Below are 11,500 nucleotides of genomic sequence, written 5' to 3' on the forward strand. Positions count from 1 at the left end.
GCCTGCTGAGAGAGTGGACCCATGACGACGCCAGTGATCGAGGCCGAGGGCTTGGTCAAGACGTTCGGCGACTTCACCGCCGTCGACGACGTGAGTTTTGAGGTGCAGAAGGGGAGCGTGTTCGGCCTGCTGGGGCCTAACGGTGCGGGCAAGACGACGATCGTGCGGATGATCACGACGCTGGCGGTCCCGACGCGCGGGACGGCCAGGGTGGCCGGTCACGACGTCATCCGCGAGCCGGAAGCGGTGCGAGCTCGATGGGCCTGACCGCCCAGAGCGCGACGGGTCGACGAGCTATTGACCGGCCGCGAGAATCTTCTCCTCATCGGTGATCTGTATGGGCTGCCGCGGCGGGTCGTGCGGGCGCGCGCGGGCGAAGTGCTCGACCGGTTCTCGCTGACCGACGCGGGCGGGAAGGTGGTCAAGACCTACTCCGGGGGGATGCGGCGCCGGATCGACCTCGCGGTCAGCCTGATCGCCCATCCATCCGTGCTCTTCCTCGACGAGCCGACGACCGGGCCCGATCCGCGCAGCCGCGTCGAGCTGTGAGAGGTGTTGCGCGACCTGGTCCGCGACGGCACGACACTGCTCCTGACGACCCAGCGTCTCGACGAAGCCGATCAACTCGCCGACCGACGCGTCGTCATCGATCACGGCCGGATCATCGCCCAGGGCACGGCGCTGGAGTTCAAGAATCAGTCGGGGCCACCAGCCTGGTCATCACCGTGTCGCGGCACGACACGGTCGAGCACGCGGCGGCCATCCTGCGCGGCTTGATCGGCGAGGTGCACGTCGATGTCGATGCCCGCCGGCTCACCGCTCCCCGGGGCGACGTCGCCGCCCTCGCCCAGGTGGCCGCCCGCCTGGAGGAGGCGAGGATCGAGATCGACGACCTCGGTATGCAGCGCCCCAGCCTGGACGACGTCTTCCTCGCCCTGACCGGCCACAAGGCCGAGACCACGATCAACGACGAGGTGACCGTATGACCGCGCCCCCACCCCGCGCCCCCGCACGTCCGCGCGGAAGCGCCCACCGGCGCAAACCGGGCCCGCCAGATCCTGACCCTGATCCGGCGCAACCTGACCCACATCAAGCGCCAGCCCGAGATGCTCACCGATGTGAGGCTTGCTCGGCTACGGCCTGCTGCTGCTCTTCGGTTTCGCAATGATCTGGATCGGCATCCTCGTCGGGTCCGCGATGCGCTCGGTCGAGGCCGTCAACGGGCTGATGTTCATCACGATCTTCCCGATCACGTTCCTCTCCAACGCCTTTGCGCGCACCGATGTCATGCCGGGCTGGCCGCGCACCCTTGCCGAGTGGAATCCGATCAGCGCGCTGACCCAGGCTCTCCGCGACAACTGGGGCGTGGCCGGCTCCGCCGTCCGCGCCGATGCCCCTGGCCGCTGCACCACCCGGAGCTGGCGACCCTGATCTGGTCGCTCGCGATCACCGCGATCATCGCGCCGCTCGCCCTGCGCGCCTTCAACGCGCGGACGACCGACTGAGCGCGCCTGACGTTCGCCAAAGCCCGAGCGCGACCGGGGTCAGACGCGGCGGAGGCGACCGACCGGCGCGCGACGCCTGCCGGGCGGCGAAGGTGCAACTCACGCACAACACTGCCCATCATGATGCTATGATGTTCTGATGCGAACGACCTTGGATCTCGACGAGGTGGTGCTCAGCGCCGGTCGGGCCAAGGCGCGGGCCGACGGGACCTCGCTCGGCCGGGCCATCTCCGACCTTGCCCTAGCCGGGCTCACCCGCCCAACACTGCAGCAGGCAGCCGCGGACGGCGACGAGCTCCTGGTGCTTCGCGGAGTCCCCGGGCACCTGGTCACCGACGATCTCGTCGCCGCCCACCGTGACGATGACTGACGTCACGTCGGCGGGTGGGGCACCAGCCGCGACGCCTCGGCTGCTGGACGTCAACGCGCTTCTCGCGCTCATGTGGGACCAGCACGTCCACCATCGAGCGGTCCGGGCCGCCTTCCGCGCATTGACGGCCTTCGCAACGACCCCAGTAACCGAAAGCGGTCTCATTCACCTATTGCTGACTCCTGCGGTCGTCGGGCGTGACGTCGCGGCCGCCGAGGCCTTCGCGGCGTTGGACGCGTTGCGCGCCCAGGATTCGTGGCACTGGGTTCCCGACGAGGCGTCGTTCAGCGACGCGCACGTCGACGTCCGCGTGCTCGGCGGGCGTCGGCAGGTGACCGACCTGCACCTGGTCGATCTGGCGGCCCGAAGCGGGTGCCTGCTGGCGACGCTCGACGCCGGGCTCCCCGAATGGCTCGCGCCGAATGATCGTCGACACGTCGAGCTGTGGAAGCCCGCCTGACGCTAGCCGAGGCCCGAGCACGACCGGGGTCAGGCACGGTGAAGGCGACCGACCGGCATACGGGAAGAGCGGTGGAGGTGGCGGCCCAGCCACGACCGGAAGGCGGTCCGGTTGCCCGGGGCCAGGTCGGCCGATGAGGTGGGGAGCGCGCGGAGGTCGGCGACCATACGCTCGTAGTCACGGTCAGCGGGGAGGTCTGCGTAGCGGCTGTAGTTGCTGTTCATGGCTACCACCGTGCCCGCGACAATCCAACAGCACAAGCGATTGTTTCTTCACCACCGTTCGTCCTAGACGTACGATTGCGCCATGATCGACATGACGCGTCTGCGGGTGTTCCGCGCGGTGGTCCATGCCGGCACCGTCCACGCCGCGGCCGCCAACCTCGGCTACAGCCCATCATCGGTGTCTCAACACATCAACGCCCTGCAGCGCGAGACGGGCCTGACGCTCTTCGAGAAGTCCGGCCGCGGGATCACGCCGACTCCGGCGGGCCTGGCACTCGCCGAGGGCAGCGAGGAGATCATGTCCTCGTTCGGGCGCCTGACCGGCCTCGTCGAGGACCTGCGCGAGGGCCGGACCGGCACCCTGACGATCGGCACCTTCCCGTCGGCGGGCCAGTACCTCATCCCGCAGGTTGCGCGCACCCTTGCCGCCGAATTCCCTTCTCTCCTGCTGAATCTCGACCTCATCGACGTCATCGACGGGCCTCGGTCGGCCTATGACATCGAGTTGCGAGCGGAGGATCCCGCGCTGGCACCGACCAGCGTCGACGGGCACCGGCGCTTCGAGCTCCTTGTCGAGCCGTATGTCGTGGTCCTCCCCCGCGACCATCCGCTCGCGGCGATGCCACAGATCGGCCTCGCCGACCTTGCCGGCGAGCGGCTGATCGCCGAGGGCATGGCCGACACCACCTGCTCGGGGATCCTCCGGCGGGCGTATGCCGCGTCCGGTGCCAATCCCCGGTATGTCGCGCGCACGAGCGACCACCACGCCGCCGTCGCGCTCGTGTCGGCAGGAGTCGGCCTCACCCTGCTGCCACGCCTGGCGATGGGACGCCTCTCGGAGGACCTGCTCGAACGTGAGGTCGCCGGCGAAGCCGCCCCGAGTCGGCGCATCGTCGCCTTCGTCAGTGAGGCCGCAGCCCCCCGCCGCGCCGTTATCCGCGCCCTGCACGTACTGCGCGAGATCGCCCGCTCCCGTGAGGCGGCAGCCGCCTGAGCGCGCTGGTCAACCAGGCAGCCCGCGCATCAGGCGATCCCGCGCCGCATGCCCGCGATCGAGGAGGGCGGTCCGCATGACCAGGCCGGCGGTGATGCGGGCTGCCTGCGTGACGGGGACGCGACGGGCCTGCCAGCGGGTCAGGTTCCCTGCGGCTAGCGCATCGGCGAGCGAGGTGGCATCGAGGATCGCGTCACAGGCACCGCGGCCCAGATTCGGCGTCATCGCGTGTGCCGCGTCGCCGATCACGACGTATCGACCGCGGACATAGCGACGTAGGGCCGGCGTCGTCCACATCCCGGTCGCCGTGGTCTCACGACCGGCCGAGGCAAGTACGCGGTCAATGACCGGCGCGCCGGCCCGGCCGAGGTGACGCCGGAATTCGCCAACGACGTCGGGCACGGCGAGCGGTTCCTGCAGCGCGCTGCGGTGGGTCGTGAACCAGTAGCCTTCGCGACCACCGGCGCCGACCACGCCGAAAAGTGCTCCCGGTCCCCAGTATTCGCCTTCCTCGTCAGCGGCGACGGCATCGTGCACGGGGCCGCGCAGTGCGACATACGGCGTCGGCAACCGCTGTGCCCGGCCCGGTTCGATGAGGCCACGTACCACCGATCGGACACCATCGGCGCCGACCACGACATCCGCGTCCAGCGTGCGCGGATCATGGATTGTGCTCTCTTCGACGCGGACCGAGGAGGGCACAGCCGCTTGGAGCGCGGCGAGCAGCACGGGTCGCGCCACCATCAGCAGCCCGAGGTCGGGGGCGCTGCGTAGGAATGCTCCCTGCAGGGTATGGATGCCACCCCTCACCTCGATTCCGTTGTCGCGCAATGGTTTTGCGCCGCCCAATCGTTCCAGCGCGCGCATGGTGCTCGGCCACAGCACAAGCCCCCCGCCGAGCCGGGCGCGCCCGGGCTCCGCCTCATAGATCGTGACCGCGAAGCGCCGAGGATCGAGGGCCGCCGCCAGGGCCAGCCCACCGATGCCCCCTCCAACAATGGCTACCCGCTGAACTGCCCGTCCACCTGAGGGGGCTGTCGAGCGTAGGCCGTCATGCATGCCACGGTCCGCACGATCGATTCACGACGCGACGAGGTGGGATTCCAGGACATCCAGGGCGCGGGCGGCATACCCTCGCCACAGTCCGGCGAAGGCCGGCATCAGCGGCCGGCCCACGGCAGTCGGCATGACATTCCACCGCCACGTCACGCGCACTCCCGCCCCGGCCGGCTCCAGTTCCCAACGGCCGTCGACCGAGTCGATCAGCGCGGCCATCGGACCACGAATGTCGCTGAGCCGGTAGGTGAAATGGGTCGGCCCCACGACCTCGGTCAGGGTTTCCTCCATCGAACCGGGACCGACCAGGTCGATATGGCGACGCTGCCCGACACTCCCCCAGGCCATCGTTTCGTCGGTGGCCCGGATGGGCGGCAACGGGCCGTACCAGTGACGGAACAGATCGGTTAGCGGCAGCGGCAAAAGTACCTCGAACGCCTGAGCGGGCGGAGACGGATACGTCCGCGACGACGTGAGCAGCACGGCCATACGTCGATCATCCACGCTGCTGACGTCAGCGGCCATGCGGCGGCGGGAGGATCGTCGTCGCAAGGACGGCGTCGACGTTGAGGGGTCCGTAGATGTGCGGGAACTCCTCACTACTTTCATGGTCACCGACCTCGACCACGAGTGGACTCGTGAGCCGATCAGGCGCGATGTCCAGGAGCACGAGCGGCGTGACGACGTCGCCATAGAACGCCGCGCGGACACGCGGCCACTGCACGGCAAACGAGGTGTGGATGAAGCCCTCGTCGGCAAGCGTGCGCCCGCGCGTCGAGATCTCGTATCGACCGGACACCTGCGAGGCGGCCCAGTCGTCCGGGTCGGCGAGGTGATAGATCGTGTCCATCGGCTCACTCTAGGCGCGGACACGCAGCTGCTCCCGCCTCGATCACAGCGTTAGGAGCGGTCGCGGGGAGGCTTGTCCTGGTCCATGCGCCGGCGCAGCAAGTCCGCCAACTCGGGGGTCTGAGTGAACCCGGCCTGTGAGTAGTCCGCGAAGGTGACCAGACGGCCACCATCACCGTCGGGAGCGGCCGCAACATTGAAGATCTGCTCCTCCTGCAGCTTGCGCAGCAATCCCCGGCGGCGGCTCGCCTCGACGCCCCACGTCAGCGCCGGCCCGCCGACCAGCAGCGCGAGGAAGGCCGCTACCCACGCCCGGCCCGACCCGGTCCCGTACTCAAAAGGCCTTCTGCGTCATCGCCTTGCGCGGGTCTCGCCGGTCGACAACGAACGGCTCGCCGGGCCCGGGGTAGGTGCTCGTTGCGATCCCATCCGGATAGCGGGCCGTGGTGCGGTGGCCGTCGAGGTCGAAGGTGACAAGGTGCGTGCACCGTCGCTTGCGACAGTCCACCTTCTGAGTCTCGATCGCCGGCACCACGGCCGTGGAGCTCGAGAACGTCTGTGCTGCAATGACTTCCTGACCGGCGATGGCGCAGCCGACCACGCCCACCAACAGGCTGAGCACAGCGGCAGTCAGCGCCGCGTCCCGCGGCGCACCGCGCAGCCCGTGGACGTCGGCTGCGGCGGATCGTTTCGGCCCCCCGCTCGCGCGATCCCATCACCACTCCGGCCGCGGCCATGGCCACGCCGAGGTAGCCCACGGCATACGTGCCCGCGCGCACGGTGTCCGCCCACGGCGGCACGCACATCACGGCTGCTCCGGTGAGCATCGCGACGAGCATGCCGGTGCCGGCCAGCGCACCCCACACCCGCGCGACCGGCCGCACCGCACTAATCGCGGAGCAGGTCACCACGACCCGCCGCCGATCACGACGACCCGGTATGCCCGTGTCCCCACCATCTCCCCCTCACTCGGCTCCCTTGGTGGCTGCTGTCCCTCAACACCACCCAGTGACGCAGGGCAGGATGTGGAGATTCCCATTCCAGCTGGCCGGGCCGAGGACCGTGCTGACGCGCGTCTCCGGCGCCTCAGGAAGGCGTCGGGAGCACCCGATAGGCGGCGACCAGAGTAGCCCTACGGTCGGAAATGGCACCCGCGCCACGGTGCTTCAGGTCATACAGGCCGATGGCCACGGTGACGACGCGCCGCCCATGAATGACCACGATCTGATGCCACAGCTGATCCGCCGACTTCTTGTGGCGCTCGAGTGCCTGGTCCCCGAGGTCCTCGACCTCGGTGAACCCCTCGGATCGCGAATAGCGTCGGCGCACCGCGGCGAGGTCACTCGCTCGGGGAACCTCGAAGGCTGAGATGGTGATGTCGCGATGTTCGACGGCAATGCTGCACTCGCGCTTGACCCAGTCCGAAGACTCGGGGTCGTCCGACTCGGACAGCCGCCCTGAGGGACTGGAGGAAGCGGGCAGACCCAGTGCGTTGGCAACCGTCGAGGCCGGCAACCACTGACAGGACCCACTCGGTGCGGATCCCGTCATACCGCTGATCGGGTCGCTCGCGTCACTGGTCTCCGAGCTCGGCGGGAGCACCAACGGCGTCGTGGGTGGGGCGTCCAGCGCGGCGACCACATCGGCATGCGCCGCCTTCAGCACCGCGAGGCGTGGCACCCTCCCCGAACCCGATCCCTTGATGGGGGTCTCGGTCTCCAGCGTGATCCGAATCGCGTGCTTGCGAGAGGTCGCCTCGATCAACTCGGTGTGATGGGTGGTGCCACGCTCGGGGCCGGCGTAAGCGCGGACGAGGTCACCAACGCCGGCCATCTCGACGAAGGCGGGTCCAAGACTCTGCCGGAACTTCTCGAACTTTGCCGGGGAGGCGAAGATGAGCCGTTCGATCACAACTTTGGTGTTGGGCGCGATGCGCACCCAGCACGACCGCGTCGCTGGGTAGGCGCCGTTGCCGAAATAGGTGCTGAGGCTGCCCACGGTTGTCCGTGGCTGGGCGCCGTCGAGGAAGCGCGACAAGGTCTCGGCCGTCCACCACGAGCACGGGCCGTCCGTCGCCGATCCGCGGACACCGAAGTCCGCGTCGGTGATCGCCGACTCCAGCGGATGGAAGCTGGCCGATGTGGGCGACGGGCTCACACTCGGTGAGACTGTGGAGTTTGCCGACGAAATGCCTTGTGGTGTAGGCACATTCGACGAATCGGAGGCGCCGCTGGCTGCCGATCCTCCCGTCGAGACACCTGAGCAACCCGCGACGAGCAAGAGCAGCGCGCCCGTCAGTGTTAGCGCCCGCCGAGTCCAGAACGTCCTGATCCCCGCCATAACGCCAGTCTGTGGGCTGGAGGCGAGGTTCGCGACCGCAGCGACAGCAACCTGTGGATAACCCTCTCGCAAAGGGGACGGCCGCCAGGGACTCACCGTGACTGGGCTCATGGGGAGGTCGCGCTCTGGTGCCGCGGATTTGGCCGCAGGATCGCGACATACCTGCCGCGTTCGACGGGACGCGCAAGGTGGCGGCATCCCCCACGAGGGCAGGCGTCGCGTCGCGCATCATGATGCACTCACGTGAAGTTATGATGCAGTCGTGCGGACCACGGTCACCATTGACGACGAGCTGCTGCGCCGCGCCCGCGCGGAGGCGCTGGCGTCCGGTCGCTCGCTGGGCGACATCGTCGACGACGGCCTACGCGTTCTTTTCGGCACCCGGGATCGTGGCGCCCGGGGCACGGTCACCCTTCCGACCTTCGGCGGTAGCGGCCTTCGACCGGGTGTCGACCTCGAGGACAAGGACGCCCTCGCCGAACTGCTTGACCTCCCGGGCGAGCAGCATGCTGCTGGCTGACGTCAACGTCTTCATCTACGCCCACCGACCCGAGAGCACGCACCACCAGCACTACCGCGACTGGCTCACCCGACGCCTCTCCGGTCTCGAACCGTTCGGCGTCAGCGAACTCGTCCTGTCCTCCTTCCTGCGCATCGTCACCAACCACCGCGTCTATCGCGAGCCCACGCCCCCGGGTCAGGCGCTGGAGTTCTGCCGCGTCGTCCGCGAAGCACCCAGCGCTGTCATCGTCCGTCCGGGTCCCCGGCACTGGGAGCTGTTCGCGGGCTATGTCGGCGAACTCGGCCTGCGCAGCAACGACATTCCCGATGCCTATCTGGCGGCCCTCGCCATGGACGCCGGAGCCACTTGGATCACCACCGACCGCGGCTTCGCCCGCTTCCCAGGGCTTCGGTGGGCAACTCCGCTGGGTTGATCATTCGTGGCACGGAGCCAGCCGTCCAGCCCGTGAATGGCGAGCAGGATTCCACTTCATGCACGGTCGCACTCGGCTGGAGCGAGATCGGTCCGGCGCTTCGGTGCCTACCCGGGCCGCAGCCCGTGGGTCGCGAGCAGGGCGCGGGCGCGACCCAAGTTCCGGTCCTCGCGCTCGAGATACCACCGCTGGCGGGTCCGCTCGTCGGCATCCTGGTGCAGGACGTCCTTGAACCGGCGGACGGCACCCGTGCCCTCGATGGCGATCTCGAGGCGGCGCCGCAGGTCAAGGTCGGCGACGGTCTCAATGAAGTCGGCCATGTCCTGCCAGCCGTCGCGACTGCCGGCGGGCGCAACCACTACCCAGTCCGGGTCGTCCTCGACGTCGACCACCACGTCCGCGCCGACGTAGGCCGCGTCGGTCAGCACCGAGCCGATCGCCTGCCCGGTCCGGGTGTTGAGGTAGCCACCCTCGTGCTCGCCGCCGCCAATCGAGTCGGTCATGATCACAGCGAGCTCGTCCAGATCGACGGGCACCGCCCGCAGAGCTGATCCCTCCGCACGCCCCTGCAGGGTTGCCAGCAACTCCTCGGATAGCAGGTCGTCGCCGTCCCACCCGCGGTCCTGCGCGCGATAGTGCAATGACGCGATTATGCCGAACAGGTCGTCCCTCCGCGCGGCCGGCGCCGACCGGTGCACCGACAGGGCGGCCACGGCAACCTGCTGCAGCGCTGGCACGAGATCGACTCCCGAGACCGCGTCGATAAGGGCGTCGACGTCACCGGCCGCAGACGCCGTCCGCACCTGCCCGAGATCGACAAGCGCCGGCGTCATGCGATAGCGCGCGTACCTGTCGAGCGCGGGCGGCACGTCGATCGGGGGCGGCCCGTCTTCGTCATCCGCGCCGCTGTCGTCGTTCCAGCGCCGGCCGTACTGGTCCGGGATGGTGCCCCAGCCCCAGATCGGCGCCGGCTCGCTCGGGTCGTCCGGCCCATAGACCTCGGCCGGGTCGGCATACCCCTCGAATGTGCAGAGGTGGAACCAGTCGTCGCCGAAGTCGAAGGTGTAGGCGAACTGCGTGCCGGTCGTCGCGACGCGCTTCTTGACCACCTCGCGCAATGAGGCGGTTTTGGGGATGGGCCCGGACATCGAGTTGCGCATCTCGGCGGCCGATTCATCATCGACGATTCGGGTGCCGTCGTCGAGGGTGAACTCTCGCAGATGGCTGAAGTCCCATCGTGCAAATGCGATGTCGATGGCCCGGCCGAGGGCGGCAAAGGTGGTGCGCGGCGGCAGGATGAAGACCCGCCCCAGCGGGTGGGTGAGCGTCTCTCCGCGCCCGCTCAGGAGATGCACCGAGATGGTCTGCCAGCGCCGCGCCATACGGTTCAATCTAGCGGCGCGGCCATCGGCCGGCCCACGCAAAGCGACCCCTGGACGAACTCAGGCAACCTCCCGGCGGCGGAGGGTCACCCGTCATCCCCAGTCGGCAGCGAGCCGAGCTAGGTCTGTCGCCGCGGCGCTCCGGGCGGCCGCCTAGCACGTGAAGAGCGCATCGGTCTTGCGCAGCACGAGAGTGTATGGCCGGCCCTGCCGTAGCGTCTCGTGAGCAACCGGAAGCTCCGCCTGCGTGACGGTCGAGGTGATGTGGTCGCGGCGCTGTTGGACCAATCGCCACTCGTGGGACTGGCTGGCCGCGTCGGCGAGGAACGCCGAAAGCTCTTGGCACTGCCGGCATGTGCAGCGCCGATCGAAGGCGATGGACCAATCGCCCGGTTCGCGTTCCGGCTTGTCGAGCCGGTCTTGCAGGCGCCCGCGGGCGTATGCCGCGAGCTCGCCCCCCGCAGCCGATCGCACCTGTGCGGGCCAGGACCGTGCAGCGTCGAGAATGCCGATGACCGTGGGCAGGAAGTCCTCGGCCGACATCAGGAGATCCTGAATGTCACGGCGCGTTGCTCCGTCCCCTTGCTCCGTGGCGGCGCGCAGCACTGCCGCCAGCGGGGCGTTCAGGTGGAGCAACTGCGCACGCGTCCACGATGTCGGGGCCACTGACGTGTGGGCGGACAGGCGCCGCCGCAGCCGCGCCCACGCCCCCCGCAGGATCGCCCGGCCGACGTCCGGATGCTCTCCCAAGGCGGCACCCAACTCCGGCAGGCCGAGATGCCACTCATCGCCGGCCGACGATGGCGTTCGGTTGGCGAACCACGAGGTGACGAGGTCGCAGACCCACGGCACGGCATACCGCTCGGTGAGCATGGACAGCGGCGCTGCCACTGCGGGGGTGACGTCTTCAATCGGGAAGGGAGCGAGCAGCATACGGGCGGTGGGGGCGTCATCCACCTCGGCCGCGACCGCCAGGACCCGAGCCAAGCGAATCGCGGCCGATCGGACCACGCGCGGCCACAGCTCGTCCATGCCGGCAAGGTCGCGCCGGACAGATGCGCGATCACCGGCCGCGAGCCGCGTGGTCAGATCGGCCAGCGCCCACGACACGTCGGCCTCTGCCCGGTTGGCGAAGGCCAAGGCGCGCGGCCAGATCAGGACGACGCCGCGGTGATACCAGCGGTCCATCGTGTTGCCGTAGTTGCCCATGAAGCCTTCGTATTCGGCGGCATCGGGTTCGAGCCGGGTCGTCGGAGTGGCCGCGCAGACCTCGGTGCCGTCTAGCCTCCGTCTTTCACGGGGCAGCGGTTTGATGACGTGAGGGGCGTGGAGGGGCTGTCGGCGTGTGGGGGCAGGCGTTGGTGCCGCGTGGCGCTGCGGTGCGG

General features: G+C 69.1%; 16 protein-coding genes and 1 pseudogene. 8 read left to right on the forward strand and 9 right to left on the reverse strand.

The genetic code is table 11. The features are described 5' to 3' along the window. Window positions 1–21: 21 nt before the first annotated feature. The 5 genes and pseudogenes from ABD209_RS00330 (at window position 22) to ABD209_RS00350 (ending at window position 2,335) form a co-directional block, all read left to right on the forward strand. A pseudogene (locus tag ABD209_RS00330) lies at window positions 22–549 on the forward strand (ABC transporter ATP-binding protein). A 176-nt stretch (window positions 550–725) separates the two neighbouring features. Continuing rightward, a complete protein-coding gene (locus ABD209_RS00335) occupies window positions 726–986 on the forward strand; it encodes a hypothetical protein (protein WP_344060458.1) in 261 nt (86 codons plus the stop codon). Window positions 987–1,125: 139 nt separating this feature from the next. After that, window positions 1,126–1,431 carry an ABC transporter permease gene (locus ABD209_RS00340; RefSeq protein ID WP_344060461.1) on the forward strand — a complete coding sequence of 102 codons (306 nt, stop codon included), beginning with the start codon at window positions 1,126–1,128 and terminating at the stop codon, window positions 1,429–1,431. A gap of 213 nt (window positions 1,432–1,644) precedes the next feature. After that, the gene (locus tag ABD209_RS00345; RefSeq protein WP_344060464.1) at window positions 1,645–1,875 is read left to right on the forward strand and encodes a hypothetical protein; all 231 of its coding nucleotides are present in this window, start codon (window positions 1,645–1,647) and stop codon (window positions 1,873–1,875) included. Next, window positions 1,868–2,335, forward strand: coding sequence for a TA system VapC family ribonuclease toxin (locus tag ABD209_RS00350; RefSeq protein ID WP_344060467.1), 468 nt, complete (start codon window positions 1,868–1,870; stop codon window positions 2,333–2,335). The genes ABD209_RS00345 and ABD209_RS00350 overlap by 8 nt, the downstream gene beginning before the upstream one ends. A gap of 29 nt (window positions 2,336–2,364) precedes the next feature. Here the strand turns inward: ABD209_RS00350 and ABD209_RS00355 are convergent, their stop codons facing one another. After that, window positions 2,365–2,559 carry a hypothetical protein gene (locus ABD209_RS00355; protein ID WP_344060470.1) on the reverse strand — a complete coding sequence of 65 codons (195 nt, stop codon included), beginning with the start codon at window positions 2,557–2,559 and terminating at the stop codon, window positions 2,365–2,367. Between the two features lie 82 nt (window positions 2,560–2,641). On the opposite strand from ABD209_RS00355, the gene ABD209_RS00360 reads away from it, so the two are divergent. After that, window positions 2,642–3,553 (forward strand): LysR family transcriptional regulator, encoded by a 912-nt coding sequence (locus ABD209_RS00360; RefSeq protein ID WP_344060473.1) that lies wholly within the window; start codon window positions 2,642–2,644, stop codon window positions 3,551–3,553. A 9-nt stretch (window positions 3,554–3,562) separates the two neighbouring features. Here ABD209_RS00360 and ABD209_RS00365 read toward each other — a convergent pair whose 3' ends face one another. From ABD209_RS00365 to ABD209_RS00390, 6 genes are all read right to left on the reverse strand, one after another. Then, entirely contained in the window at window positions 3,563–4,612 is a 1,050-nt protein-coding gene (locus tag ABD209_RS00365; RefSeq protein WP_344060475.1) for an FAD-dependent monooxygenase, read from the reverse strand. A gap of 21 nt (window positions 4,613–4,633) precedes the next feature. Further along, window positions 4,634–5,098, reverse strand: coding sequence for an SRPBCC family protein (locus tag ABD209_RS00370; RefSeq protein WP_344060478.1), 465 nt, complete (start codon window positions 5,096–5,098; stop codon window positions 4,634–4,636). Window positions 5,099–5,123: 25 nt separating this feature from the next. Further along, window positions 5,124–5,459, reverse strand: coding sequence for a DUF952 domain-containing protein (locus ABD209_RS00375; protein WP_344060481.1), 336 nt, complete (start codon window positions 5,457–5,459; stop codon window positions 5,124–5,126). A 50-nt stretch (window positions 5,460–5,509) separates the two neighbouring features. Further along, the gene (locus tag ABD209_RS00380; protein ID WP_344060484.1) at window positions 5,510–5,689 is read right to left on the reverse strand and encodes a hypothetical protein; all 180 of its coding nucleotides are present in this window, start codon (window positions 5,687–5,689) and stop codon (window positions 5,510–5,512) included. A 103-nt stretch (window positions 5,690–5,792) separates the two neighbouring features. Further along, window positions 5,793–6,080, reverse strand: coding sequence for a hypothetical protein (locus tag ABD209_RS00385; protein WP_344060487.1), 288 nt, complete (start codon window positions 6,078–6,080; stop codon window positions 5,793–5,795). A gap of 464 nt (window positions 6,081–6,544) precedes the next feature. Then, window positions 6,545–7,615, reverse strand: a complete 1,071-nt coding sequence (locus ABD209_RS00390; protein ID WP_344060490.1) for a hypothetical protein — start codon at window positions 7,613–7,615, stop codon at window positions 6,545–6,547. A 445-nt stretch (window positions 7,616–8,060) separates the two neighbouring features. Between ABD209_RS00390 and ABD209_RS00395 the strand changes: the two genes are divergently transcribed. Together ABD209_RS00395 and ABD209_RS00400 are read left to right on the forward strand one after the other, a co-directional pair. After that, window positions 8,061–8,318 carry a DUF2191 domain-containing protein gene (locus ABD209_RS00395; RefSeq protein ID WP_344060493.1) on the forward strand — a complete coding sequence of 86 codons (258 nt, stop codon included), beginning with the start codon at window positions 8,061–8,063 and terminating at the stop codon, window positions 8,316–8,318. After that, on the forward strand, window positions 8,305–8,733 hold the full coding sequence (locus ABD209_RS00400; protein WP_344060496.1) for a type II toxin-antitoxin system VapC family toxin: 429 nt from the start codon (window positions 8,305–8,307) through the stop codon (window positions 8,731–8,733). The genes ABD209_RS00395 and ABD209_RS00400 overlap by 14 nt, the downstream gene beginning before the upstream one ends. A gap of 107 nt (window positions 8,734–8,840) precedes the next feature. Here ABD209_RS00400 and ABD209_RS00405 read toward each other — a convergent pair whose 3' ends face one another. Next, window positions 8,841–10,115, reverse strand: a complete 1,275-nt coding sequence (locus ABD209_RS00405) for an IS1096 element passenger TnpR family protein (RefSeq protein WP_344060499.1) — start codon at window positions 10,113–10,115, stop codon at window positions 8,841–8,843. Between the two features lie 153 nt (window positions 10,116–10,268). Then, window positions 10,269–11,500, reverse strand: a 1,232-nt coding sequence (locus ABD209_RS00410; RefSeq protein WP_344060502.1) for a hypothetical protein, incomplete at its 5' end; no start/stop codon positions are given.

Origin of the sequence: Nostocoides vanveenii, from assembly GCF_039531165.1 — a bacterium.
GTDB classification, from domain to species: Bacteria; Actinomycetota; Actinomycetes; order Actinomycetales; family Dermatophilaceae; genus Nostocoides_A; species Nostocoides_A vanveenii.

Bases quoted from the DNA above. Each gene is read 5' to 3' on its own strand.
- ABD209_RS00345 (WP_344060464.1), top strand. From the start codon at position 1,645: ATGCGAACGACCTTGGATCTCGACGAGGTGGTGCTCAGCGCCGGTCGG.
- ABD209_RS00350 (WP_344060467.1), top strand. From the start codon at position 1,868: ATGACTGACGTCACGTCGGCGGGTGGGGCACCAGCCGCGACGCCTCGG.
- ABD209_RS00355 (WP_344060470.1), bottom strand. From the start codon at position 2,559: ATGAACAGCAACTACAGCCGCTACGCAGACCTCCCCGCTGACCGTGAC.
- ABD209_RS00360 (WP_344060473.1), top strand. From the start codon at position 2,642: ATGATCGACATGACGCGTCTGCGGGTGTTCCGCGCGGTGGTCCATGCC.
- ABD209_RS00365 (WP_344060475.1), bottom strand. From the start codon at position 4,612: ATGCATGACGGCCTACGCTCGACAGCCCCCTCAGGTGGACGGGCAGTT.
- ABD209_RS00370 (WP_344060478.1), bottom strand. From the start codon at position 5,098: ATGGCCGTGCTGCTCACGTCGTCGCGGACGTATCCGTCTCCGCCCGCT.
- ABD209_RS00375 (WP_344060481.1), bottom strand. From the start codon at position 5,459: ATGGACACGATCTATCACCTCGCCGACCCGGACGACTGGGCCGCCTCG.
- ABD209_RS00400 (WP_344060496.1), top strand. From the start codon at position 8,305: ATGCTGCTGGCTGACGTCAACGTCTTCATCTACGCCCACCGACCCGAG.
- ABD209_RS00405 (WP_344060499.1), bottom strand. From the start codon at position 10,115: ATGGCGCGGCGCTGGCAGACCATCTCGGTGCATCTCCTGAGCGGGCGC.